Source organism: Kitasatospora sp. NPDC088783, assembly GCF_044750705.1.
Lineage (GTDB): Bacteria > Actinomycetota > Actinomycetes > Streptomycetales > Streptomycetaceae > Kitasatospora > Kitasatospora fiedleri.
The window spans coordinates 159454-183890 of the sequence record NZ_JBIVKJ010000007.1 but is presented as its reverse complement, the minus strand read 5'-3'; the positions used below and the strand labels follow the sequence as shown (position 1 = coordinate 183890).

General features: G+C 74.5%; 17 protein-coding genes. 6 read left to right on the top strand and 11 right to left on the bottom strand.

The features are described from left to right. Nucleotides 1-88 precede the first annotated feature (88 nt). On the top strand, nucleotides 89-1495 hold the full coding sequence (locus ACIP60_RS21100; protein ID WP_400686630.1) for a glutamate decarboxylase: 1407 nt from the start codon (nucleotides 89-91) through the stop codon (nucleotides 1493-1495). 79 nt (nucleotides 1496-1574) lie between these two features. Here ACIP60_RS21100 and ACIP60_RS21095 read toward each other — a convergent pair whose 3' ends face one another. The 3 genes from ACIP60_RS21095 to ACIP60_RS21085 form a co-directional block, all read right to left on the bottom strand. Continuing rightward, nucleotides 1575-2777 (bottom strand): sigma-70 family RNA polymerase sigma factor, encoded by a 1203-nt coding sequence (locus tag ACIP60_RS21095; protein WP_400686628.1) that lies wholly within the window; start codon nucleotides 2775-2777, stop codon nucleotides 1575-1577. Between the two features lie 145 nt (nucleotides 2778-2922). Beyond that, nucleotides 2923-4839 (bottom strand): DNA primase, encoded by a 1917-nt coding sequence (dnaG, locus tag ACIP60_RS21090; RefSeq protein ID WP_400686626.1) that lies wholly within the window; start codon nucleotides 4837-4839, stop codon nucleotides 2923-2925. Between the two features lie 162 nt (nucleotides 4840-5001). Then, nucleotides 5002-6285, bottom strand: coding sequence for a deoxyguanosinetriphosphate triphosphohydrolase (locus ACIP60_RS21085; RefSeq protein ID WP_400686624.1), 1284 nt, complete (start codon nucleotides 6283-6285; stop codon nucleotides 5002-5004). Nucleotides 6286-6468: 183 nt separating this feature from the next. Here ACIP60_RS21085 and ACIP60_RS21080 point away from each other — a divergent pair, with 183 nt between their 5' ends. Both ACIP60_RS21080 and ACIP60_RS21075 read left to right on the top strand, forming a co-directional pair. Continuing rightward, the gene (locus tag ACIP60_RS21080) at nucleotides 6469-7095 is read left to right on the top strand and encodes a helix-turn-helix domain-containing protein (protein ID WP_400686622.1); all 627 of its coding nucleotides are present in this window, start codon (nucleotides 6469-6471) and stop codon (nucleotides 7093-7095) included. 137 nt (nucleotides 7096-7232) lie between these two features. After that, complete coding sequence (locus ACIP60_RS21075) at nucleotides 7233-8591, top strand: MFS transporter (RefSeq protein ID WP_400687015.1); 1359 nt, start codon at nucleotides 7233-7235, stop codon at nucleotides 8589-8591. 95 nt (nucleotides 8592-8686) lie between these two features. On the opposite strand, the gene ACIP60_RS21070 is transcribed toward ACIP60_RS21075, so the two are convergent. Together ACIP60_RS21070 and ACIP60_RS21065 are read right to left on the bottom strand one after the other, a co-directional pair. Beyond that, entirely contained in the window at nucleotides 8687-9439 is a 753-nt protein-coding gene (locus tag ACIP60_RS21070) for a sirohydrochlorin chelatase (protein ID WP_400686620.1), read from the bottom strand. Nucleotides 9440-9697: 258 nt separating this feature from the next. Beyond that, nucleotides 9698-12379 carry a hypothetical protein gene (locus ACIP60_RS21065; RefSeq protein ID WP_400686618.1) on the bottom strand — a complete coding sequence of 894 codons (2682 nt, stop codon included), beginning with the start codon at nucleotides 12377-12379 and terminating at the stop codon, nucleotides 9698-9700. Between the two features lie 455 nt (nucleotides 12380-12834). On the opposite strand from ACIP60_RS21065, the gene nirB reads away from it, so the two are divergent. Continuing rightward, nucleotides 12835-15462, top strand: a complete 2628-nt coding sequence (gene nirB / locus ACIP60_RS21060) for a nitrite reductase large subunit NirB (protein WP_400686616.1) — start codon at nucleotides 12835-12837, stop codon at nucleotides 15460-15462. Beyond that, nucleotides 15459-15806, top strand: coding sequence for a nitrite reductase small subunit NirD (nirD, locus tag ACIP60_RS21055; RefSeq protein ID WP_400686614.1), 348 nt, complete (start codon nucleotides 15459-15461; stop codon nucleotides 15804-15806). Before nirB ends, nirD begins: the two co-directional genes overlap by 4 nt. Nucleotides 15807-15934: 128 nt before the next feature. On the opposite strand, the gene ACIP60_RS21050 is transcribed toward nirD, so the two are convergent. Further along, entirely contained in the window at nucleotides 15935-16939 is a 1005-nt protein-coding gene (locus ACIP60_RS21050; RefSeq protein WP_400686612.1) for an SGNH/GDSL hydrolase family protein, read from the bottom strand. Beyond that, a complete protein-coding gene (locus ACIP60_RS21045; protein ID WP_282205659.1) occupies nucleotides 16940-17881 on the bottom strand; it encodes a PAC2 family protein in 942 nt (313 codons plus the stop codon). A gap of 652 nt (nucleotides 17882-18533) precedes the next feature. Here ACIP60_RS21045 and ACIP60_RS21040 point away from each other — a divergent pair. Beyond that, a complete protein-coding gene (locus ACIP60_RS21040) occupies nucleotides 18534-19259 on the top strand; it encodes a GNAT family N-acetyltransferase (protein WP_400686609.1) in 726 nt (241 codons plus the stop codon). 257 nt (nucleotides 19260-19516) lie between these two features. Here ACIP60_RS21040 and ACIP60_RS21035 read toward each other — a convergent pair whose 3' ends face one another. The 4 genes from ACIP60_RS21035 to ppdK form a co-directional block, all read right to left on the bottom strand. Next, nucleotides 19517-19867, bottom strand: a complete 351-nt coding sequence (locus ACIP60_RS21035) for a transcriptional regulator (RefSeq protein WP_400686607.1) — start codon at nucleotides 19865-19867, stop codon at nucleotides 19517-19519. After that, entirely contained in the window at nucleotides 19864-20361 is a 498-nt protein-coding gene (locus ACIP60_RS21030; RefSeq protein ID WP_400686605.1) for a hypothetical protein, read from the bottom strand. Before ACIP60_RS21030 ends, ACIP60_RS21035 begins: the two co-directional genes overlap by 4 nt. 118 nt (nucleotides 20362-20479) lie before the next feature. Continuing rightward, nucleotides 20480-21019: a ribonuclease domain-containing protein gene (locus ACIP60_RS21025; RefSeq protein WP_400686603.1), complete on the bottom strand. Its 540-nt coding sequence runs from the start codon at nucleotides 21017-21019 to the stop codon at nucleotides 20480-20482. Nucleotides 21020-21244: 225 nt separating this feature from the next. After that, on the bottom strand, nucleotides 21245-23953 hold the full coding sequence (gene ppdK, locus ACIP60_RS21020) for a pyruvate, phosphate dikinase (protein WP_400686601.1): 2709 nt from the start codon (nucleotides 23951-23953) through the stop codon (nucleotides 21245-21247). Between the last annotated feature and the right edge of the window lie 484 nt (nucleotides 23954-24437).

Here is a 24437-nt window from a genome sequence, read left to right as displayed (position 1 = left end):
CGCCGCGGGCGGACGTGCGCGGGCGGACGTGCGCGGGCGGCGGGCCGGTGCCACCGTGGAGGTTCCACGAGTGGAGGGACGGTTCGCCATGGCGCTGCACAAGGGACAGGGCGAGGACGACCGCAAACTGCCGGTCAGCCCGCTGCACGCGCTGACCGATCCGCTGGGCGCGATGCAGCTGGCACCGGCGCTGCACCAACTGCCCCGGGTGCCGATCCCGCCGGACGTCGCCTACCAGTTGATCCACGACGAGCTGATGCTGGACGGCAACGCCAAGCTCAACCTGGCGACCTTCGTCACCACCCAGATGGACGAGCACGCGGACCGGCTGATGGCCGAGTGCTCCGACAAGAACATGATCGACAAGGACGAGTACCCGCAGACCGCCGAACTGGAGCGGCGCTGCGTGGCGATCCTCGCCGACCTGTGGCACGCGCCCGACCCGTCGGCCGCGGTGGGCTGCTCGACCACCGGCTCCAGCGAGGCGTGCATGCTGGCCGGGATGGCGCTCAAGCGGCGCTGGACGACCCGCAACGCCGACCGGTACGCCGCCGGGGCCCGGCCGAACCTGGTGATGGGCGTCAACGTGCAGGTCTGCTGGGAGAAGTTCTGCAACTTCTGGGAGGTCGAGGCGCGGCTCGTCCCGATGGCGGGCGACCGCTTCCACCTGAGCGCCGAGGAGGCGGTGGCGCACTGCGACGAGAACACCATCGGCGTGGTCGGCATCCTCGGCTCCACCTTCGACGGCTCGTACGAGCCGATCGCCGAGATCTGCGCCGCCCTGGACGCCTTCCAGCAGCGCACCGGGCTGGACGTGCCGGTGCACGTGGACGGGGCGTCGGGCGGCATGGTGGCGCCGTTCCTGGACCCGGAGCTGGTCTGGGACTTCCGGCTGCCCCGGGTGGCCTCGATCAACACCAGCGGGCACAAGTACGGGTTGGTGTACCCGGGGGTCGGCTGGGCGCTGTGGCGGGACGGGGCGGCGCTGCCCCAGGAGCTGGTGTTCAAGGTCAACTACCTGGGCGGCGAGATGCCGACCTTCGCGCTGAACTTCTCCCGGCCGGGCGCCGAGGTGGTCGCCCAGTACTACGCGTTCCTGCGGCTCGGGTTCGGCGGGTACCACGCGATCCAGCAGGCCTGCCGGGACGTCGCCGGGTACCTGGCCGAGGAGATCGCCGGGCTCGGGCCGTTCCGGATGATCACCAGGGGCGACCAGTTGCCGGTGTTCGCGTTCACCACCGTCGACGACTGCCCGTTCGACGTGTTCGACGTCTCGCGGCGGCTGCGCGAACGCGGCTGGCAGGTGCCCGCGTACACCTTCCCGGAGGGGCGGACCGACCTGGCGGTGCTGCGGGTGGTGTGCCGCAACGGGTTCACCCGGGACCTGGCGGACCTGCTGCTGGCCGACCTGCGGCGGCTGCTGCCCGAGCTGGAGCGCCAGCCCGCGCCGCTCAGCGCGCTGGGGATGCCGCCGCGCAGCGGGTTCCACCACTGAGGCCCGCGGCCCGGCCCGGCCCGGGTGCGCGTCCGTTCGACGGCGCGCCGGCGCTGTGGCGCGGCCGGGCCGTCGGGCGTCAGTCGAGGTAGCCGCGGAGCTGGTCGGCGAAGGCGTGGTCGCGGAGCTTGCCGAGCGTCTTCGCCTCGATCTGGCGGATCCGCTCCCGGGTCACCCCGAACAGGTGGCCGATCTCCTCCAGGGTGCGGGGGCGGCCGTCGTCGAGGCCGTAGCGGAGCTGGACCACCTGCCGCTCGCGCTCGCCGAGGGTGGCCAGCACCGCCTCCAGGTGCTCGCGGAGCAGCAGGAAGGCGGCGCTCTCCGCCGGGGAGGCGGCGTCGGCGTCCTCGATCAGGTCGCCGAGGGCGATGTCGTCCTCCGCCCCGACCGGGGTGTGCAGGGAGACCGGTTCCTGGGCCAGCCGGCGGATCTCCCGGACCCGCTCCGGCGACAGTTGCAGCGCCGCCCCGACCTCGGCGGCGGTCGGCTCCACGCCGTGCTCCTGCAGCATCGAGCGCTGCACCCGCAGCACCCGGTTGATCAGCTCCACGACGTGCACCGGCACCCGGATGGTGCGGGCCTGGTCGGCGAGGGCGCGGCTCATCGCCTGGCGGATCCACCAGGTGGCGTAGGTGGAGAACTTGTAGCCGCGCGCGTAGTCGAACTTCTCCACCGCCCGGATCAGGCCCAGGTTCCCCTCCTGGACCAGGTCGAGCAGGGTCAGGCCGCGTCCGACGTGGCGCTTGGCGACCGAGACGACCAGCCGCAGGTTGGCCTCGATCAGGCGGCGCTTGGCGATCCGGCCCAGCACCACCAGCCGGTCCAGGTCGCCGAGCAGGCGCTCGTCGGCGTCCGGGACGCGGTTCAGCGCCTCCTCCGCGAACAGGCCGGCCTCGATGGCGCGGGCCAGCTCCACCTCCTCGACGGCGGTGAGCAGCCGGATCCGGCCGATCTCGCGCAGGTACTGGCGCAGCAGGTCGGCGGCCGGGCCGATGCCCTCGTCCAGCGCGGGTTCCGGCGGCTCGTCGGCGAGCTCCTCGATCGCGGGCTCCTCGATCGCGGGCTCCTCGATCGCGGGCTCACCGGCGGCGGGGTCCTCGGGGAGGAGGCCGTCGGCGGTCGGGGTGGCCTCCTCGGCAACGGAGCCGGTGCGGCCGGTGTCCGGGCCGGGGGCGGGCACGACGGTGAGCTCGGGGCCGGGCGGGCCGGGCTGGGGCGGGATCGCGGCGTCCCGGGCTGGGGCGGTCTGGGCCGGGCGGGCAACGGAAAGCTCCACGGGCATCCCTCCAGGGGCCGCGCGCGGCATGGGGGTTGCCGCGCCACACCCGAGGGGATACCCAGCGCGGCGGGCCCGGGCACCTGCGAGCGGTCGCGAGGTGGGCGAACGGCACCCGGCGGACCTGCGGGTGCCGCGAGTCGACGCCGGGTCAGAGCGCGGCGGCGCCGCGGGACCGGAGCTGCTGGCCGTACTGCTGGAGGGCCCACAGCTCGCTCTGCACCGGGTGCTGCTCCTCGGCGGTGGCCCGGTCGCCGAGCCGGCGCAGGTGGGCGCGGACCTCGTCGATCCGGCGGTCCACGGCCTGCAGCCGCAGCTTGACCAGGAACTCCCCCGCGTACAGCTGGTCGGCCTTGCGGCGGGAGCGGATCGGCTCGACGGTCAGTTCGGTGACCAGGCCGCGCACCTGGTCGTCCGGGCTGGCCTCGCGGACGGCGGCGGTGAAGTCGGGCAGGCTCGCGCCGTACGCGGTGCCGCCGACCTGGCCGATCGCGCGGCGGACGGCCCGGTAGGGCGGGGTGGGGAACTCGTCCTCGCCGTACTGGTCGAAGGCCGGGCTGACCAGGTCGGGGTGCTGGAGGGCGAGCTTGAGCAGTTCGCGTTCGACGAACTGGGCCGGGTCGCGCGGGTTGAGCCGGAAGACCGGCCGCTCCGGGCGGACCGGCTGCGGGGCGGCGTCGGGGCGGCGCAGCGTGCGCTGCGGGCCGCTCTGCTGGTTCTCGCGCTGCCAGCGGGCCAGCTGGGCGATCCGGTTGACCACGAAGCGCTCGTCCAGGATGCCGACCATGCCGGCCAGTTGGACGGCGTACTCGTGCTGGATCGAGCGGTCCTTGATCTTGACGATGATCCCGGCGGCCTCCTCCAGGGCGGCGGCCCGGCCCTCCGCGGTGTCCACCCGGTGCCGGGCGACGGCGGAGCGGAGCGCGAACTCGAACAGCGGGACGGGGTTGTCCACCAGGGCGCGGACCGCCTCGTCGCCCTGGGCCAGGCGCAGTTCGCACGGGTCCATGCCGCCCGGGGTGATGGCGATGGAGGTGCGGGCGGCGAACTTCTGGTCGTCCTCGAAGGCGCGCAGGGCGGCCTTCTGACCGGCCGCGTCGCCGTCGAAGGTGAAGACCGTCTCGCCGCGGTACCCCGCGGTGGAGGTGGTGTCCATCAGCAGTCGGCGGATGATCTTGATGTGGTCCTCGCCGAAGGCGGTGCCGCAGGTGGCCACCGCCGTGGTGACGCCCGCCAGGTGGCAGGCCATCACGTCGGTGTAGCCCTCGACCACCACCGCCCGGCCGGACTTGGCGATCTCCTTGCGGGCCAGGTCGATGCCGTACAGGACGTTCGACTTCTTGTAGAGCGGCGTCTCGGGGGTGTTCAGGTACTTCGGGCCGTTGTCGTCCTCGCGCAGCCGGCGCGCGCCGAAGCCGACCACGTCGCCCGAGCTGTCCCGGATCGGCCAGACCAGGCGGCCCCGGAAGCGGTCGATCAGGCCGCCGCGCTGGCCCTGCGAGGCCAGGCCGCCGACCGAGATCTCCTTGTCGGTGAAGCCGCGACCGCGCAGGAAGCGCACCAGGTGCTCCCAGCCGGCCGGGGCGTAGCCCACCCCGAAATGCTTGGCGGCGGCCTCGTCGAAGCCCCGCTCGGCCAGGAAGCGACGGCCGATCTCAGCCTCGGGCGTGGCCAGTTGCTCCTGGAACCAGGCGGCGGCCACCTTGTGCGCCTCGACCAGCCTGGTCCGCTCGCCCTGCTGGTGGCGCGGGCTGTAGCCGCCCTCCTCGTAGCGCAGGGTGATGCCCGCCTGGGCGGCCATCCGCTCGACCGCCTCCGCGAACGAGCAGTGCTCGATCTTCATCAGGAAGGTGATCGTGTCGCCGGACTCGCCGCAGCCGAAGCAGTGGAAGACGCCCTTGCCCGGGTGCACGTAGAAGGACGCCGACTTCTCGTCGTGGAACGGGCAGACGCCCTTCAGCTGCGCGCCGCCACCCGCCGCCAGCTGCACGTAGTCGCCGACCACGGCGTCGATCGGCAGGGCGGCACGCACCGCCTGCACATCCTCGTCCCTGATCCGACCGGCCACCCGGGAAGTCTACGGGAGCGGGGCTGACACTCCGGGGCTCCCGTCCCGGGGCCGCCGGTCGGCGCGGGACCGCCGGCCGGGGCCGGGACCCGGCGGGGTTGGGATCTGGCGGGGCCGCCGGGCGGCGCGGGGCTTGCGGGCGGCTGAGGGCTTGCGGGCGGCTCAGGACTGCCGGGCCACCAGCTTCGCGTGCAGGGCGAGCGCGGAGGCGTCGGTGAGGGTGGCGATCTGGTCGATCACGCTGCGCAGCGCGGCCCGGTCGTCCTCGGCCTCCGCGTACTGGGCGGCGAACACCGGGTCCAGCCGGTGCGGGGCGTCGACCATCAGGGCGTCGGCCAGCTCGGCGATCACCACCCGCTGGCGGGAGCGGAGTTGGGCCTGCTCGGCGCGCTGCATCACGTACCGGACGGCGACCGCCTTGAGCACCGCGCACTCCAACCGGACGCCGTACGGGACGACCAGCTCGGCGGCGTACCGGGTGAGCGGGCCGGGGCCGTAGCGGGCCCGGGTGGCCTGCTCGGCGGCCAGGCAGAAGCGACCGATCAGCTGGCTGGTGAGGTCCTTCAGGCCGGCCCGGGCGCGGGCGGTGCCGTCGTAGTCGGCCGGCCACCAGTCCTCGGCCTGCAGGCGGTCGAGCGCCTCGCCGAACTCCTCCGGGCCGGCTCCGGGGACGAACCGCTCGGCGGTCTCGAACAGCTCGGCGCGCTCCTCCGGGGAGCGCAGCGCGGCCGGGTCGATGTGGCCGGCCTGCAGGCCGTCCTCCACGTCGTGGGTGGAGTACGCGACGTCGTCGGACCAGTCCATCACGGTGGCCTCGAAGCACTTGCGGCCGTCGGGCGCGCCAGCGTGCAGCCAGCGGAACACCGGCAGGTCGTCCCCGTACACGCCGTACTTGGTGGACCCGGGGTCGGCCGGGTGCTGCCCGCGCGGCCACGGGTACTTGGTCGCGGCGTCCAGCGCGGCGCGGGTCAGGTTCAGGCCGACGCTGCGGCCGGGCCACGGGGAGAGCCGGACCTCGGGCTCGTCCAGCGGGGCGAAGCGCTTGGGCTCCAGCCTGGTCAGGATGCGCAGCGACTGCGCGTTGCCCTCGAAGCCGCCGCAGGCCCGGGCGGCCTGGTCGAGCGCCTCCTCGCCGGTGTGGCCGAACGGCGGGTGGCCGATGTCGTGGGCCAGGCAGGCGGTCTCCACCAAGTCCGGGTCGCAGCCGAGCGCGGCGCCCAGCTCGCGGCCGACCTGCGCGCACTCCAGCGAGTGCGTCAGCCGGGTGCGCGGGAAGTCGCTGCGCATCGGCGCCACCACCTGGGTCGTCCCGGCCAGCCGGCGCAGCGCGGCGGAGTGCAGCACCCGGGCGCGGTCCCGTTGGAAGGCGGTGCGGCCGGGCCGCTTGTCGGGCTCGGGCACCCAGCGCGCCTCGGACTGCGGATCGTACGGAGCGGTGTTCTTCATATACCAGTCACCGTACGCCGAATGACGGACATTCGGTCCTGCGCCGCGCGAACGGGAGCGCGAACGGGAAGTGGCGGGTGGGCGGCGGTGCGGGTGGCGGTGCGGGCGGGTCGATCGAAGATTGCAGAGAATTCTCTGCAGAGAGGTCTATGCAGAGACTTCTCTGCAACCTACTCTGGACCCATGACCGAGCACCGCCCCGAAGACCCGTCCGCCGACCGCGCCCCCAGCCCCGCCGACGCACCGCGCCGGAAGCTGGACGCGGGTTCGCTGCGCGGGCTCGCCCACCCGCTGCGGATGCGGCTGCTGGACGAGCTGCGGATGAACGGGCCCGCCACCTCCGCCCGGCTGTCCGAGCGCACCGGCGAGTCCACCGGCACCATCAGCTGGCACCTGCGGCACCTCGCCGAGCACGGCTTCATCGAGGAGGAGTCCGGCCGCGGCACCAAGCGGGAGCGCTGGTGGCGCGCCGTGCGCGGCGCCATCGTGCTGGCCGCCACCGACTTCGACCAGGACCCGGGTTCGCGGGCCGCGCTCTCGGTGTACCAGGCCGAGAACCTGCGCCGTCAGTACCAGCGGGCCGCCGACTCGATGGCCGCCGAGTGGGAGGGCGAATGGCGGGGCACCGGCAGCGTCTCCGACTGGAGCAACCTCCGCCTGACGCCCGCCCAGCTCCAGGCCCTCATCGATGACCTGGCCGCCGTGGTCACCCGCCACACCCCCGACCCGGACGCCGCCCCCGACCCGGCGGCGCGACCGGTGATCGTCCAGATCCAGGCACTGCCCCGAAAGGAATCCGACCGGTCATGAGCGCACCCGCCCCGGACGACCGCCCCACCGGCCGCTCCGCCGACCTGCCCACCGACCTGTCCGTGCTCGACCCCGGTGTCGGCGACGGCCCAGGCACCGCGCCCGCCGGGCTGCTGCGGCGGCACCGCGACTTCCGGATGCTGTGGATCGGCGAGACCGCCAACAAGTACGGCTCCGCGGTCACCGGGCTGGCCCTGCCGCTGATCGCCGTCAGCACCCTGCACGCGAGCACCCTCGAGGTCAGCCTGCTCGGCGCCGCCGGCTGGCTGCCCTGGCTGCTGATCGGCCTGCCCGCCGGGGTGTGGGTGGACCGGCTGCGCTGCCGCCCGATCATGCTCGTCTCGACCGCGGCCTCGCTGCTGCTGTACGCCACCGTCCCGCTGGCCGCGCTCGCCGGGGCACTGACGCTGTGGCACCTGCTGGCCGTCGCGCTGCTCGCCGGGGCCGCCGGGGTGTTCTTCCAGACCGCGTACACCGCGTACCTGCCGCAACTGCTCGAACCCGCCGACCAGTCCGAGGGCAACGCCAAGCTGCACGGCAGCGCCTCGGCCGCGGGCATCGCCGGACTGGGCAGCGGCGGCCTGATCGCCCAGCTGGCCGGGCCGGTCAACGGGCTGCTGGCCAACACCGCGACGTTCCTGCTCTCGCTCTGGTGCACCCTGCGGATCGGCCACCGCGAGCCCCGCCGCGCCGAACGGCCCCGCCGGGCGCTGCGCCGGGAGATCGGCGAGGGGCTGCGGCTGCTCGCCTCCGACGTCTGGTTCCGCACCTTCGCGTTGTTCGGCGCCGCCTCCAACCTGGTGCTGACGGGCTACCAGTCGCTGCTGGTGGTCTTCCTGATCCGCGAGGTCGGCGTCAGCGAGGGCACCGTCGGCCTGCTGGTCGCGGTGGCCTCCACCGGCGGCATCGTCGGCGCGGCCGTCGCCCGCCGGATCGCGGCCCGGATCGGCACCTCGCGGGCCATGCTGGTGCTGGAGCTCGCCCTGCCCGCGCTGACCGTCCTGATCCCGCTGACCGGCCGCGGCACCGGGCTGGCCTGGTACCTGGTCGGCGGGTTCGGCGCCTCCTGCGGGGTCGTCGCCGGGAACGTCATCAAGGCCACCTTCCAGCAGCGCTACTGCCCGCCGGAGCTGCTCGGCCGGCTCTCCGCCAGCAGCGCGGTGCTCAACTTCGGCTCCATCCCGCTCGGCGCGCTGCTGGCCGGCGTCCTGGGCACCCAGCTCGGCGTGCGGCCCGCGATGTGGCTGATGACCGTCGGCGTGCCGCTGGCCGCGCTGATCCTCTGGTGCTCGCCGATGCGCCGCGTCCGCGACCTGCCCACCGAGCGCCGCGCGCCGGTCGGCGGGGGCGGGAGCGGGAGCGGGATGACGCCGGTGCCTCCGGTGGCGACGCGGGCCGGGCGGGTGCGGAAGGGTCGGAGGGCCGCAGGCGCAGCGGAGGTTCCTGCGCCGGGTGGCGCTGCGGGCGACGCGGCGTGCGCGCTCGACGCGGGCTGAGGGTGACGGGCCGCAGGTGACCGGCCGGGGGCGACTGGCCCGGGCGGTGGGCCGGTGGCGGTGGGGCGGTGGTGGCGGGCCGGTGGCGGCGGGGCTCAGCCGACCAGGCGGAGGGGACGGCTGACGCAGGACTGGTAGCGCTCCAGGACCAACCGGGCCAGGGCCGGGTGGTCGCCGAGCGGAGCGGAGGTCAGGGCGCCGCCGGCCGCGGCGGCCAGGCGGGCGAAGTCTCCCGGTGCGGTGAAGTAGGAGGCGACGGCGACCCGCGGGTGGCCCTCGGCGGTGAGTTCGGCGACGCGGGCGGCCACGCTGGGGCCGCCCGCCGCCACGTACCCGGACCGGACGGTGACGCCCAGGTGGTCCGAGAGCAGCCCGGCCTGGGTCTCGGTGTCCCGGGCGGCGTCCTGGTCGCGGGAGCCGGAGGCGGCGAGGACCACGGGCTCCCCGCGCCACCCGGCCGACGCCAGGCGGTCGGCCAGGGCCGCGGTGAGCAGCGGGTCCGGTCCGAGCGGCGGGGCGCACTCCCCCGCCAGGTGCGGTGCGGCGGACAGCACCCGGGGGATGTCCGCCTTGCTGTGGTAGCCGCGGCTGAGCAGCAGCGGCACCAGAACCACCCGGCCGCTCAGCTCGTCCAGCACCTCGGGCAGCAGCGGGTCGTTCAGGCCGAGGTGGCCGAGCCGGATGTCCAGCTCCGGGCGGGCCCGTCGCAGCCGGGCGTGCAGCCGGCCGAGTTCGGCGGACGCGGCCGGGTCGTGCGAGCCGTGCGCCACCAGCACCAGGGCCGGGCGGCGGGCCGCGTGCAGCACCCGCAGCGGGGCGGTGCGGCCGGAGAGTGGAGTGGTGGTCATACCACCACCTTGCCGGACGCCTGTTTCGATCCGGTTGCCCACCTGTCACGGGTGCTTTCCCCCGCTCTCACCCGGCCGGTCCGCGCGGGTGAGAGCGGCCCGACCGCCGTCCGCCGGTGGCCGTGGGCCCGCACGGATCAGCGCCGCCCGACCGGGACTCGACGGCCCGGGCCCCGGACGCTGCGGGCCCCGGACGCTGCGGGTCAGGCGGGGAGGGCAACCGGCGGTCGGCGACGGTGCGGCAGGGGCCGCGTCCGGTCACCGGCCGTCGGCGCCCGGTTCACCCGCCGTGGCAGGTGCGCTGGTCCCGACGGAGAGGCGGGCCGCTTCGCCGTACTCCTGGAGGAGCATCAGCGCCTCCCGGTGGGCCAGCGGGTCGCCCGCCTCGGCGGCCCGGCGGTACCACTCCGCGGCGTGCTGCGGCCGGCGGCGCTCGGCGAGCATCCGGGCCGCCGCGAGCAGGGCGTCCCGGTCGCCCTCGTCCGCCGCCCGCCCGTACCAGGCGAGCGCGTCGTCGACCCGGCCCCGGCTCTCCAGCATCTCGGCGGCCTCCCGGACGGCCGGGCGGTCGCCGCCGTCGGCGAGCCGCTGCACCCAGGCGACGGCCCGGTCGCCGCAGGTAGCGCCGGACAGCATCCGGGCCGCCTCGCGCAGCCGCTCCGGCTCCGGGCGGTCGGTGGAGCGCAGCAGCAGGCTCGCCTCGAAGAACCGGCCAGCCTCCTTGAGCAGTTCCACCGCCTCGTCCAGCGTTGCCGGGCCGGGCCGGACGGCGGGGACGTCCACCGGGACGTCTCCGGGAGTGCCCGGTCCGGACGGGCTCGCGCCGCGGGCGGCCGGGACCCGGGGCGGGGCCGGGTCGGCGGGTGCCTGCGGCTGCGGCGGCTCGAACCGTCCGAGGCCGGGCGCGAGCGGGGCCGCGGCGGTGGGGGCGGGCAGGACGGGGCGGCCGCCCGCCGCGAGCGCGGACCGGTACCAGTCGGCGGACTCCCGGAGACGGCCCAGTTCGCCCAGCAGACGGGCGAGTTCGCGCATCGCGTAGACGTCACCGCGGGCGGCGGCGCGTTCGTACCAGCGGACGGCGCGGGTGCGGTCGCCGTGCCGCTCCAGCAGGTCGGCGCCCTGGAAGAGGGCGGTCTCGCTGCCCGCTTCGGCCGCCTTCCGGTACCAGTCGAGCGCGCCGCCCGGGTCTCCGGCCCGTTCGCACCGCTCGGCGCGTTCGCGCAGCGCCTGCGGGTCGCCGATGTGCGCGTACCAGGGGAGGTTGCCGTACTGACCGTGCCGGGCGAGCAGGGCCGCGGCCTCGTGCCAGGCGGTCTCGTCGCCGGACGCCGCCGCGCGCTCGTACCAGGCGGCGGCTTCGTCGATCCGGCCGGCGGCCTCCAGCGTGCGGGCCGCCTCGTGCGCGCCGGCGGCCGTTCCCAGGGCCCAGGCACGTTCCCACCAGGCGACCGCCTGGTCGATCCGGTCGGCGGCGGCGCAGAGCCTGGCGCCGTCGGCGGCCGCCTCGGGGTGCCCGTCGGCCGCCGCCCGTTCGAACCACTCCAACGCCTCGTCGGTGCGGCCGAGTTCGGCGAGCAGGCGGCCGGCCCGGTGACGGGCGGTGGGGTGACCGGCCCGGGCGGCCGCCTCGAAGCGGTGCAGCGCCGGTGCGATCTCGCCGTGCCGGCCGAGCAGTTCGGCGCCGCGGCAGTGGGCGTCGACGTCCCCGTGCTGGGCGGCCCGGTCGTACCAGTCGACGGCCTGGGCGAACCGGCCGTCCCGCTCCAGCAGTTCCGCCGCCCGGACGGCGGCTTCCGGCACTCCCCGGTCGGCGGCGGCGCCGTACCAGTCGGCCGCTTCGGCGGTGCGGCCCGCCTCGGCGAGCAGGGCGGCGCCGATCGAGAGCGCGGTCGGGTCCCCCGATTCGGCGGCCGAGGCGCAGAGGCCGACCGCGATCCGGGTGAGGCCCCGGGTCGCCGCCGAGCGCGCGAGGGCGGACCGGTCGGCGGGGTGGGCGTACCTGGCCAGGCCCTCCCACAGCCCGGCCGGGACGGTGCGCCCCTCCCGTTCGGGCCGCAGCTGCCGCACCAGTGCCTCGGCGATCCGCACCTCGTGGCCGCCCGCCGTCCGGAGCGCCTCCGCCGCGCGGGCCGCCGCGGCGCCGTACGGTGCCCGACCGGCGGCGGGTCGACCGTCCCCGGTGCGGCTGCCCGCGGTGCGGTTGCCCGCGGCCCGGCCGGCGGTCAGCAGCGCGCCCGTCCCGGGGACCGCCTTGCGCAGGTAGGCCAGCCCGTCGGCCACCCAGCCGGGGCGCAGGGCGCTGAGCTCGCGGGGCGTCAGGTAGTGCGGGGCGGACGCGGCCAGCAGCGCCGCCGGGAGGACCGGGCGGTGGCCGAGGCGCACCGCGTCCAGCGCCGCATCGACGACGGCCCGGGCGGCGGGCGGGGCCGAGCGGTAGCGGTTCACCAGCCGCGCCCCGGCCGGTACGGGGCCGCTGTTCACGGCCCGGCGGGCGCCGCTGCCGACTGTGACGGCCGCCGTGGACCGGACGCGGCGGCCCGCGCCCTCGGTGCCCCGGACGGTCACCGACCGCCGGACGGCCGGGCACGGCGCGCCGACGGCCGGCTCGGGCGGCTGGCGGTCGTTCCGCTGCCGGGGGAGCCGGGCGTGGAGGCGGTCGGCCTCCAGCAGGGCGGACCAGTGGTGGACCGACCGCACCGGCCGACCCGCGGCGCGGGCCAACTCCCCGGCCACCGCGGCGAGTCGGTCCGCCTCGCGGGGCACCGAGCGTCCGGACAGCCAGCCGCGCAGGGTGGAGGGGCTGATCCCGCCGGTGCGGGCGAGCCGTTCCTGGGTGATCGTCCGGCCGCCGGTCCGGCGGGCCTCGTCCCAGAGCGGCAGGAGTTCGCGCAGCACCGCGGAGCGGGTCGCCCGGCCCCTCACCTGCACGTCTGTTGTCATGCCAGCTCCCGGCCGGACTCGGACCGGATCTTCGAATCCGTTCCCCTGCGTGCAGGGTACGCACTCCCCCACCCCCTCGTACCGGCTTCTCCTCGAATCACGTTCCGGATCGGCGGTCCCGCCCCGCGCGGGCCCGCCGCCTGGTAAAGGGCGCCCGGCCGGGCCTGGTGCCGGGCCGGACCGGGACCGGGCGCTCTCACAGTCGGCGCCCGGTGCCGCTGAGGGCGAAGTTCCGGCGGTGAAACAGCGCGGCCCCGGTCGGGAAACACCCTCCGCACATGCTCGGTGGCACGACAGCGACCGGGCTCCGGGCCACCGGCGGCCCGCCCGGTCGGGGCCTCCGGCGGGACCGGAGGCGTGCCGCGCCCCGGACCGACGGCGGTCCGGTCGGCGCCCGGTCGGCCCGCCAGCTCCGGCTCCCACCGTCCGGAGCGCGACCTCGGAGGGACTTCCCGATGACCACCACCAAGCCCACACTGCTCCTGGTCGGCTACGGCATGGTCGGCCACCGCTTCCTGGAAGCCCTGGCCGACACCGGGGCGGCCGCCCGCTACCGGGTCGTCGTCCTCGCCGAGGAGCCCCGGCCCGCCTACGACCGGGTCGGCCTGACCTCGTACTTCTCCGGCCGGAGCGCGGACGACCTGCTGCTCGCCGAGGAAGGCTTCACCGATCGGCACGGGTTCGAGGTGCACCTCTCCTCCCCCGCCGTCTCACTCGACCCGGCGGCCCGGACCGTCACCACGGCCGCCGGGCGCACCCTCCCGTACGACACCCTGGTGCTGGCCACCGGCTCCTACCCCTTCGTCCCCCCGGTGGACGGCCGGGACGCCGAGGGGTGCTTCGTCTACCGCACCATCGAGGACCTGCAGGCGATCGAGTCCTACGCGGCCGGGGCCAGGGTCGGCGCGGTGGTCGGCGGCGGCCTGCTCGGGCTGGAGGCCGCCGGGGCGCTGCGGGGCCTCGGCCTGGAGACCCACGTGGTGGAGTTCGCGCCGCGCCTGATGCCCGTCCAGGTCGACGAGGCGGGCGGCGCGGCGCTGCGCCGGACCATCGAGTCGATGGGCGTGGTGGTGCACACCGGCATCGGCACCAAGGCGATCACCGTCGCCGGGGGGCGCGCGGTCGGCATGTCCTTCACCGACGACTCCGAGCTGGCGACCGACCTGGTGGTGTTCTCCGCCGGTGTCCGCCCCCGCGACCAGCTGGCCCGCGAGGCCGGGCTGACGGTCGGTGAGCGCGGGGGCATCGCGATCGACGAGCACTGCCGCACCTCCGACCCGCACGTCTTCGCGATCGGCGAGTGCGCCCTCGCGGTGGACGGCCGGGTGTACGGCCTGGTCGCCCCCGGCTACGAGATGGCCGTCGCGGTGGCCCGGCAGCTCGCCGGGCAGGCCCCGCAGCCGTTCACCGGCGCGGACCTCTCCACCAAGCTCAAGCTGCTCGGCGTCGACGTGGCCAGCTTCGGCGACGCCTTCGGCCGCACGCCCGGCTCGCTCGACGTGGTCTACTCCGACTCCCGCTCCGGCGTCTACAAGAAGCTGGTGGTGACCGGCGAGGGGGCACTGCTCGGCGGCATCCTGGTCGGTGACGCCTCGGCCTACGCCACGCTCCGCCCGCTGGCGGGTACCGGCCGGCCGCTGCCCGTCCCCGCCGAGTCGCTGGTGCTGCCGGCCGGCGCGGACACCGCGGTCTCGCTGGGCGGCTCCGCGCTGCCCGACGACGCGGTGGTCTGCAGCTGCAACAACGTCACCAAGGGCACGATCCGGGCGGCCGTCACGGACCACCGGTGCGCCACCGTCCCCGAGGTGAAGAAGTGCACCCGGGCGGGCACCAACTGCGGCTCCTGCGTGAAGCTGCTCGGCACGATCGTCGCGGACGAGCTGGCGGCGAGCGGCGTCGAGGTCGACCGGGGCCTGTGCCCGTGCTTCGCCCACACCCGTGCCGAGCTCTACGAGATCGTCCGGGTCAAGCGGATCGCCACGCACCGCCGGCTGCTCGCCGAGCACGGCCGGGTGCCGGAGGGCGCGGAGGGCTGCGAGGTCTGCAAGCCGACGGTGGCCTCGATCATCGCCTCGCTGGCGCCGGAGCTGGAGGCCTCCGGGCACATCCTGGACGGCGAGCAGGGCGCTCTGCAGGACACCAACGACCACTTCCTGGCGAACCTGCAGAAGAACGGCTCCTACTCGGTGGTGCCGCGCATCCCCGGCGGCGAGATCACCCCCGACAGGCTGATCGTGATCGGCGAGGTGGCCAAGGAGTTCGGCCTCTACACCAAGATCACCGGTGGTCAGCGGATCGACCTGTTCGGCGCCAGCGTGGACCAGCTGCCGATGATCTGGAGCCGGCTGGTCGCGGCGGGCTTCGAGTCCGGCCACGCGTACGGGAAGTCGCTGCGCACCGTGAAGTCCTGCGTCGGCTCCACCTGGTGCCGCTACGGCGTGCAGGACTCGGTCGCCATGGCGATCCGGCTGGAGCTGCGCTACCGGGGGCTGCGCTCGCCGCACAAGCTCAAGTCCGCGGTCTCCGGCTGCGCCCGCGAGTGCGCGGAGGCCCGCGGCAAGGACTTCGGCGTCATCGCCACCACCAACGGCTGGAACCTGTACGTCGGCGGCAACGGCGGTGCCACGCCCCGGCACGCCGACCTGCTCGCCCAGGACCTGGACGACGAACAGCTGGTCCGCCTGATCGACCGGTTCCTGATGTTCTACATCCGCACCGCCGACCGGCTGGAGCGCACCTCCACCTGGCTGGAGCGGATCGAGGGCGGCCTGGAGCACGTCCGCGAGGTGGTGGTCGAGGACTCGCTGGGCATCGCCGACGAGTTGGAGGCGCTGATGGCCCGGCACATCGGCGACTACCAGGACGAGTGGGCGGCGACCCTGGCCGACCCCGACCGGATGCGCCGGTTCGTCTCCTTCGTCAACGCCCCCGGGGTACCCGACCCGAGCATCCGCTTCGTCCCCGAGCGCGACCAGGTCAAGCCCGACCTGGCGCTGCTGGCCACCGAGGAGCAGCTGCTCGCCGCCCTCGACCGCGACCGCGCCCCGTTCCCGTCCGCCCGCATCCTGGAGGAAGCCCGATGACCGCCACCGCCTCTGCCACCCGGGTCGAACTGCGCTCCGCCGCGGGCTGGTCGCCGGTCTGCGACCGGGACCTGCTGGTCCCCGGCCGCGGCGTCGCCGTCCTGCTGCCGGACGGCCGCCAGGCCGCCGTGTTCCGCGACGGCAGCGACCGCCTCTACGCCGTCGACAACCGCGACCCGTTCACCGGCGCGTACGTCCTCTCCCGGGGTCTGCTGGGCTCCACCGCGGACGGCCGGGTCTACGTGGCCTCGCCGCTGCTCAAGCAGCGCTTCGACCTGCTGACCGGGGAGTGCCTGGACGACGAGGGTGTCCGGATCACCGTCCACGCCGTCCGCTCCGCCTGACCCGGCGGCGCGCACCCGGCCGGCGGGCCGCCCCGGCCGCCACCGCACTGCCCGGCTGGCCTCTTCCGGACCGGACCGGCCCTCCCGACCGGCCCCGGCCCCCGTCGTCCCGCCGACGGGGGCCGGGGTCAGTGCTGCTGCCGGAGCGCCGCCAGGACGGCGGCGGCCATGCCCTGCTGCCCCTGGGCGTTCGGGTGGATCGGTGCCAGGCCCCGGTCGGCGGCGAGGGGCTCGATCCAGCGGGTGCCCGCGGCCTCGCACATGTCGTGGCCCGCGGAGGAGGCGTAGGTGTCGACGAAGCCCACCCCGGCGGCCTCGGCCCGCTGCCGGAGCATGCCGTTCAGCTGCTGCTCCTGCTCGGTGACGAAACCGAGGTCGGCGCCCGCGATGCCGCTGCCCAGGGTCTCGGCGCAGCGGGCCGGGTCCTGCGGCAGCAGGGCCGGGTACCCGACGAGCAGCACCTCGGCCTGCGGGGCCCGCCGCCTGATCTCGCCGAGGGCCGCGGTGAGCCGCTCGCCGGTGGCGGTCATCTTCCGCTGGACCTCGCCCCGCCCGGTGCCGGTCGTGTAGTACGCCCGGCACGGCGCGGCGTCGCCCTGCCCGGTCAGGCTGTGCCGGACGTTCTCGACCGCGCAGCGGCCCAGGACGTCGAGGAAGCCGGCGTCGTTGCCGCCGATCCCGAGCGTGACCAGTCGGGTGGCCGTGCTGAGCGCGTCCAGCTGCGGCGGGTTGGTGCCGTCGTCGGTCCGCTGGGCGGCCGTCAGGTCTCCGGTGCGGGCTCCGCTGCAGCTGACGTCGGTGAAGTCCGCGATGCCGAGCTGCCGGGCCACCAGCGACGGGTAGTTGGCGCCCGAGCGGCCGCAGCCCTGCGGGGATCCGCCCTGGGGCGGGATCCGCAGGCCGGAGGTGTAGGAGTCCCCGAGGGCCGCGTACGGCCCGGTGGCCGGAGTGGCCGGGGTAGCGGAGGGAGCGGGGGACGAGGAGGTCGGGGCCGCGGGGGTCGGCGCGGCCCGGTCGGGCCCGGGGGCCGGGAGGGCCGCCCCGGCACCGCACCCGGCCGCGCCGAGCAGGACGGCACCGATCAGGGCAGCACGGACCGGGGCCGCCGCGGCGGCCGTCCTCCGGCGGCGCACCTACTCGGCGCCGCGCTCGTGCTCGGCCAGGAACTCCTCGAACCTCCGGCCGAGTTCGTCCGCCGAGGGGAGGTCGCTGGCCTCGGCGAGCAGGCTCTCCCGGCCGACGGCACCGGAGACCGCGTCGTACTGGCCCTCCATGCCCTGGATCGCCGAGCGCAGTTCGCCGTCGCCCTGGGAGAGCTGGTCCTCGATCTCGGCGTAGACCTCGTTGACCCGGGCGCGCAGCTCGCTGCCGGGCAGGACCAGGCCGGTGGCGGACTGGACGGCCTCCAGGATCGTCACCGCGGCGGCCGGGTAGGTCGAGCGGGCGATGTAGTGCGGGACGTGGGCCGCGAGGCCCAGCACGTCGTGCCCGGCCTGGGTGAGCCGGTACTCGACCAGCGCCTGGGCGCTGCCGGGCACCTGGGCCTGGTCGAACCACTTGGGGTGGCCGGCCGCCAGGTCGACCCGGTTGCCGTGCGGGGTGAGGCCGACCGGGCGGGTGTGCGGGACGCCCATCGGGATGCCGTGGAAGGAGAGGGCGAGCCGGATCTCGAACCGCTCCACCAGGTCGCCGACGGCGGCCGCGAACAGCTCCCACTCGGTGTCCGGCTCGGGGCCGGAGAGCACCAGGAAGGGCGCGCCCACCGAGTCCCGCGCCAGCTGGAGCAGGATCTCCGGCGGGTCGTAGTCCGTCCAGCTCTCGCGGTCGAAGGTCATCGCGGGGCGGCGGGCCCGGTAGTCGACCAGCCGGTCGTGGTCGAACCTGGCCACCACCTGCGGGGATCCCTGCTCCAGCAGGTGCGCCACGACCTGGCCGCCCGCCTCGCCGGCGTCCATGAAGCCCTCGAAGTGGTACAGCAGCACCAGGCCGGTGCCGGCCTCCGCGGCGGCGCGGGCCGCGGCCAGGGCCGTCACGCCCTGCGGCTCCAGCTCGTACAGCTCCTTGGGATCACGCACGGCGCATCCATCCCCGTTCCGTCTCGTCGTCTCGGAATGCTTTCGGACCTGACCTGTCCAGCGTGCGACGGCCCGTCGGCATTCCCGCCCCCGCACGAGTCTTCACGCCGTCTCTCGAATCCTCTCACCTCCCGGCAAAGCACCTGGTCGCGGGCGTGGCACGCGGTCCGCCAGGCGGGACGGCGGGACGTCCCGGCGTGCCGGGAGGACCCGTGCGCCCCTGTTGGCGCGCCGCGAAGTGACGCACCGCCTCCGGGCAGGTATCGTCCTCTCGCTGCCTCGCATCGTCGCGTCGTCGCGCCACGCCGTCTGTCACGTCGTGGGCCACGCCCCGGTCCGTTGCGCTGCCAGCCCTCCCATGCGCACCTTGCCTTCACCTGGCCGCCTGCTTCGCTTCGTGATCTCGTTTCTCTCTCGGCCATCTCGCGGACGCACACTGTCCCGTCGCTCATCCCGCCGGATCGGTCCGTCGACCCGTGTCCGTACCGGCACCGCGCTGCCCGCCTCCGGGCTGCCGTCCCGCCGCACGCCCGAGCCTCTGGCGTAGCGCCCCCGGGCGGCCGTTCTCCGGGGCCGGGGCGATACGACCACAGCCCTCGCGCCGCGAACCCGGCACGCGGGCCCCGACGACCGCCGAAGGACCGAAGGATCCGTGCCCGTACCCGTCACCCTCTACGGCCGCACCGTGCGGCTGGAGCCCCTCGCCGAGCACCACGCCGCGGCCCTCGCCGTGGCCGGCTCCGAGGACCGTACGACCTACGCCTTCACTCCCGTCCCGCATGGCCTGGAAGCCGCCCGGGAGTACATCGCGCGCGCCCTCGCCGATCGGGCAGCGGGCCGGTCGATGCCGTTCGCCACAGTGAGCACCGCGGACAACCGGGTCGTGGGCTCGACCCGGTTCCTGGAACTCGACTACTGGCAGGGCCCGCTGGTCTGGCCGCCCGCTCCGGGCGTCCCGCACGGCGACCCGCTGGAGGCGGTGCCGGACGCCGCGGAGATCGGGAACACCTGGCTGTCCCCGCGGGCTCAGGGCACCGGCATCAACACGGAGGCGAAGCTGCTGATGCTGCGACACGCCTTCGAGGTGTGGCGGGTGCAGCGGATCTCGCTGCGGGCCGATGCCCGCAACGCCCGTTCCCGGATCGCCATCGAGCGGCTGGGCGCGACCTCCGAGGGTGTCCGCCGGGCGCACTCGCGCGGTCTGGACGGGGTGGTCCGGTCCACTGCCTTCTACTCGATCCTGGACGAGGAGTGGCCCGCCGTCCGGGACATCATCGAGCTGCGGATCGCCGCCGCGACCTCGCCCAGCGCGCCGGACCCGGCGCCGCTCAACCAGGAGTGCCTTAGACACGGCGGCTCCCTGATGCCGGCCGCCTGAGCCGACCGGGCGGGCCCCGGAGCGATCCGGGGCGGAGAGATCCGGGGCCGGGAGACCCGGGGCGGGGCGGACGTGCGGTGTCGGCGGTGCCGCACGGCCAACCCGGCCGCCCCGGCCGCCGGGTCTCCCCTGCGGGGTTTCTCGGCACTCTGTCGAGTTGTCAAGGAGCGGGGACAGCACGGGCTTCGGCCCACCTCCGTTCCTGGGGTCTGATTCCTGCTGGCACTCCATCGGCCCGTCCCGCACTTCGCCCCGGCTCAGCCCTCGGCCCCGTCCGGGCCGGAGCCGGGCTCGGGCCCCGGCTCGGCCGCGGAACCGGCCGCCTCAGCGGCGGCGGCCATGCGCTGCAGCCCCGCGAGGTGCGCCGCCAGCGCGGCGCGGCCCGGCGAGGTCGCGGAGAGCCAGGTGCGGGGCCGCTTGCCGACGTAGCCCTTGCGGGCCCGCAGGTAGCCGACCGTCTCCAGGCTCGCCGCGGTCTTGCTGAGCACCGAGTCCGAGACCTGGCAGTAGTCCCGGACGACGGAGAACTCGGCTTCCTGGCATCCGCTGAGGAAGGCCAGGACGGTGAGCCTGGTGGGCTGGTGGAGTATCGGGTCGAGTCCGTTCACCGCTCGCTGCTCATGCTCTGCTCCTTGACCTCTCGATTGGCCATCGTGATGACGCCCCAGACGGCCAGGCCGCCGACCACGCCCGCGGCGGCCATGGCCCACCCCTGGTCGCCGGCGGCCAGCCAGGTGCCGAGCCAGGCCAGCACCGCGGCCAGGATCGTCAGGCCGAGCGCCCACAGGACGTTCGGCGGGATCTTCACCTTCTCCAGCCGCGCGGCGACGCCGCTGGAGCGCATGGCCACCCGCACTATCGCCGCCAGCACCGCCGCCAGGCCGGCCGCGCACAGCGGTATCAACCAGTGCGCCTGCCGCTGGAAGCTCTGTCCGATCGCCGCGCAGTAGACCGCGAGGGAGGCGCCCACCCCGGGGCCGTACCACCAGGGCATCGGTGCGGGCCGCCGGGCGGCGGCCTGCGCGCGCTCGGCGAGCGCCAGTGCCTCCGCGGGCGTGAGCCTCTCGGACTGCTCGTGCGCGTGCTGCTTGTCGTCAACCATGGGATCCCCCGGGCGGACATGCCGTCGGATCCGGCCTGCTGCCGGATCAAGTGCTACCACTCTGGCACATGCTTTCCGGAGGGGAAAGTAATTTTCCGACGGACCGTCAACAGGCTCCTCAGCAGCGCGGATCGATCTCTTGGAAGGTGGCGTAGTGGTCGGCGGTCCAGTACTGCTCGCCCACGCCACCGGTGACGACCCGCCTGGTCCCGCGGTCGTCCGATCCGGGCGTGACCACGGTGAACTCGTGGTAGTAGCCGCTGCCCTGACGGGGCAGCCGGCCCTCCCGGTTCTCGAAGACGACACCGTCCGAGCGGTACGGGTAGGGGCCGCCCCGGGCGATCAGGCCGAGGGTGTCGAGGGCCTGCGCGGGCAGCTTGCTGCGGCAGACGTCGGCCAGCGCCGAACTGGTGGGCACCCAGCCGCCCTGGGCGGTGGGCGACTTGGCCGGGGCCGAGGGCTTGGGCGCGCTCGCGGCACCGCTGCGGGTGGCGGTGGCGGCGGCGCTGACGCCGGCGGTGACGGACGCGGTGGCCGGGGACTTCGCGCTGCCCGCGCCGTCCGAGTCGTGCCCGCCGTTCAGCAGGGCGGCGACTCCGGCCGCGATCCCGAGGAGGACCACGGCGAGGAGGCTGATCAGGCGGTTTCGGCTGTTCATGGCCCCAGCCTGCCGCACCGGCTCACCCGGACGGCGCACTGCACGCGCCCGGCCCGACCCAGCCAGGCCCGGATCCGGACCCGGGAAACGCCGCCGGGGCGGGGACGGACGCCGTTGTCCGTCCCCGCCCCGGCTGCTTCCCGTACGGCGGCTCTCCTGCGCCGAGCTCCGCCGTACGCCCCTCCCCTTCGGAGGGGTGCGGTCAGTGAACCGCGCTGCTTCGTGTCAGCGCGAGTCGCTGCCCGCCGTCTCGATGGCGGCGCGGCCTGCCTCCAGGCGCGCCACCGGAATCCGGAAGGGAGAGCATGATACGTAGTCCAGCCCCACCTCGTGGAAGAAGTGCACCGAATCGGGGTCGCCGCCGTGCTCGCCGCAGACGCCGAGCTTGAGGTCGGGACGGGTGGCCCGGCCGGCCTGGGCGGCGTTCCTGACCAGGGCGCCGACGCCGTCGCGGTCGATGGTCTCGAACGGGCTGACCCCGAAGATGCCCTTCTCCAGGTACGCGGTGAAGAAGGAGGCCTCGACGTCGTCGCGGGAGAAGCCCCACACGGTCTGGGTCAGGTCGTTGGTGCCGAAGGAGAAGAAGTCGGCGGCCTCGGCGATCTGACCGGCGGTCACGGCGGCGCGCGGCAGTTCGATCATGGTGCCGAGCTTGATGTCCAGGGTGACGCCGGTGGAGGCGGCGACCTCGGCGAGCACCCGCTCGCACTCGTCGCGGACCAGCTCCAGCTCCTGGACGGTGCCGACCAGCGGGATCATCACCTCGGGGCGCGGGTCGCCGCCGGCCAGCTTGCGCTCGGCCGCGGCCTCGGCGATCGCCCGGACCTGCATGCCGAACAGGCCGGGGATGACCAGGCCGAGCCGGACGCCGCGCAGGCCGAGCATCGGGTTGGCCTCGTGCAGCCGGTGCACGGCCTGGAGCAGGCGCAGGTCGTTCTCGTTCGGGTCCTTGCGGGCCTCGGCGAGGGCGACGCGCACCGACAGCTCGGTGATGTCGGGCAGGAACTCGTGCAGCGGCGGGTCGAGCAGCCGGACCGTCACCGGGAGGCCGTCCATCGACTGGAACAGCTCCAGGAAGTCGCCCTTCTGCAGCGGCAGCAGGCTGGACAGTGCGGTCTCGCGGTCCTTGTCGTTGTCCGCCAGGATCAGGTGCTCGACCTCCTTGCGGCGCTCCTCGCCGAGGAACATGTGCTCGGTGCGGCACAGGCCGATGCCTTGGGCGCCGTACCGGCGGGCGCGGTTCGCGTCCTCGGCGTTGTCGGCGTTGGCGCGCACCGCGAGGCGGCGGCGGCCGTCGGCGTGCGACATCAGCCGGTGCACGGCCTGGACCAGCCCGCCCTGGACGTCGGCGCCGGCGTGCAGGGTGCCCTCGAAGTACTCGACCACCGGGGACGGCAGCACCGGGACCTCGCCCAGGTACACCTTGCCGTTGGCGCCGTCGATGGAGACCACGTCGCCCTCGTGGACGACCTGGCCGTCGGCGGTGGTGAACTTGCGGTTCTTGGTGTCGACCTCCAGCTCCTCGGCGCCGCAGACACAGGTCTTGCCCATGCCGCGGGCGACCACGGCCGCGTGCGAGGTCTTGCCGCCGCGCGAGGTGAGGATGCCCTCGGCGGCGATCATGCCTTCCAGGTCGTCCGGGTTGGTCTCGCGGCGGACCAGGATGACCTGCTCGCCGGAGCGCGACCACTTCACCGCGGTGTACGAGTCGAAGACCACCTTGCCGACCGCCGCGCCGGGCGAGGCCGCGATGCCGTACGCGACCGGCCTGGTCTCGGAGGTGGGCGCGAAGCGCGGGAACATCAGCTGGGCGAGCTGGCCGCCGGTGACCCGGTGCAGCGCCTCGTCCAGGTCGATCAGGCCCTGGTCGACCAGCTGGACGGCGATCCGGAACGCGGCGGCGGCGGTGCGCTTGCCGACCCGGGTCTGCAGCATCCAGAGCTTGCCGCGCTCGATGGTGAACTCGATGTCGCACAGGTCCCGGTAGTGGTTCTCCAGGGTGTGCATGATGGACATCAGCTCGTCGTACGACTTCTTGTCGAGCTGCTCCAGGTCGGCCAGCTGGAGGGTGTTGCGGATGCCCGCCACCACGTCCTCGCCCTGGGCGTTCTGCAGGTAGTCGCCGTAGACGCCCTGGGTGCCGGTGGAGGGGTCGCGGGTGAAGGCGACACCGGTGCCCGAGTCCTCGCCGAGGTTGCCGAAGACCATGGTGCAGACGTTGACGGCGGTGCCCAGGTCGTTCGGGATCCGCTCCTGCCGGCGGTACAGGCGGGCCCGGTCGCCGTTCCAGGAGTGGAAGACCGCGTGGATCGCCAAGTCCAGTTGCTCGCGCGGGTCCTGCGGGAACTCCCGGCCGGTCTCCCGGAGCACGATCGCCTTGAAGGTGGCGACCAGCGTCCGCAGGTCCTCGGCGGTGAGGTCGAGGTCGTTGGCGGTGCCCTTGGCGTGCTTGGCCTCCTCCAGCGCCTCCTCGAAGAGCTCGCCGTCGACGCCCAGCACGGTCTTGCCGAACATCTGCACCAGGCGGCGGTACGAGTCCCAGGCGAAGCGCTCGTTGCCGGACTGATCGGCGAGCCCGGCCACCGAGGCGTCGGAGAGGCCGATGTTCAGGACGGTGTCCATCATTCCGGGCATCGAGAACTTCGCGCCGGAGCGCACCGAGACCAGCAGCGGGTTGTCGGCCTGGCCGAGTTGCTTGCCCATCCGCTGTTCGAGGGCGGCCAGGTGGCCGGTGATCTCCTCGTTCAGCGAGCCCGGTTCGGTGCCGGTCTCCAGGAAGACCTTGCAGGCGTCGGTGGTGATGGTGAACCCCGGAGGGACGGGGAGACCCAGGTTGGTCATCTCGGCGAGGTTCGCACCCTTGCCGCCGAGAAGATCCTTGAGGTCCTTGTTTCCTTCGGTGAAGGAGTAAACAAACTTCTGCTGCGCCGTCACGGGTCGCTCTCCTCGCACACGGTTGCCCTGACGCCGGAGAACATACCCATTTCGAAGGCGGTCTAGGGGCGTGGATAGCTCGTACGAGCCACGAAGGCGGAGGTTGGCCAGCGGATCTAATGCCCGGACAGGCGTTTGCCTGCGTTGCTGAAATCGTCCGGGTGACGCTAGCCCTTGTTCAAGAATTGAACGCACCGATACATCGGGCTCACTCGAACCGGACACACGGTGACGGCATTCGCTCCGCCACGTTTCCCCGGCTTGATTTCCTGCAGCCAGCTGCGGCGATCCGCCGGAGGGCCCGTTCGGGAAGCGATCCGGACTTGTACACCTTGGCGAAGTCCACTGACTGACCGTCACTCGCCACGATATGTGGCCAGCATCACGAGCGCATCTCAGCTGTCAGGCTGACGACTCCTACGCCGGACGTCGCTTTCCGTTGATGTATCCGTCGCTCTGCGTTGCTCGAATTCGCCTTCAAGGA

Excerpts from the sequence above, each read along its gene's own strand:
- nirD (WP_400686614.1), top strand. The coding sequence starts at position 15,459 with ATGACCGCCACCGCCTCTGCCACCCGGGTCGAACTGCGCTCCGCCGCG.
- ACIP60_RS21065 (WP_400686618.1), bottom strand. The coding sequence starts at position 12,379 with ATGACAACAGACGTGCAGGTGAGGGGCCGGGCGACCCGCTCCGCGGTG.
- ACIP60_RS21080 (WP_400686622.1), top strand. The coding sequence starts at position 6,469 with ATGACCGAGCACCGCCCCGAAGACCCGTCCGCCGACCGCGCCCCCAGC.
- nirB (WP_400686616.1), top strand. The coding sequence starts at position 12,835 with ATGACCACCACCAAGCCCACACTGCTCCTGGTCGGCTACGGCATGGTC.
- ACIP60_RS21070 (WP_400686620.1), bottom strand. The coding sequence starts at position 9,439 with ATGACCACCACTCCACTCTCCGGCCGCACCGCCCCGCTGCGGGTGCTG.
- ACIP60_RS21030 (WP_400686605.1), bottom strand. The coding sequence starts at position 20,361 with ATGGTTGACGACAAGCAGCACGCGCACGAGCAGTCCGAGAGGCTCACG.
- ACIP60_RS21095 (WP_400686628.1), bottom strand. The coding sequence starts at position 2,777 with ATGCCCGTGGAGCTTTCCGTTGCCCGCCCGGCCCAGACCGCCCCAGCC.
- ACIP60_RS21100 (WP_400686630.1), top strand. The coding sequence starts at position 89 with ATGGCGCTGCACAAGGGACAGGGCGAGGACGACCGCAAACTGCCGGTC.
- ACIP60_RS21075 (WP_400687015.1), top strand. The coding sequence starts at position 7,233 with ATGCTGTGGATCGGCGAGACCGCCAACAAGTACGGCTCCGCGGTCACC.
- ACIP60_RS21085 (WP_400686624.1), bottom strand. The coding sequence starts at position 6,285 with ATGAAGAACACCGCTCCGTACGATCCGCAGTCCGAGGCGCGCTGGGTG.
- ACIP60_RS21025 (WP_400686603.1), bottom strand. The coding sequence starts at position 21,019 with ATGAACAGCCGAAACCGCCTGATCAGCCTCCTCGCCGTGGTCCTCCTC.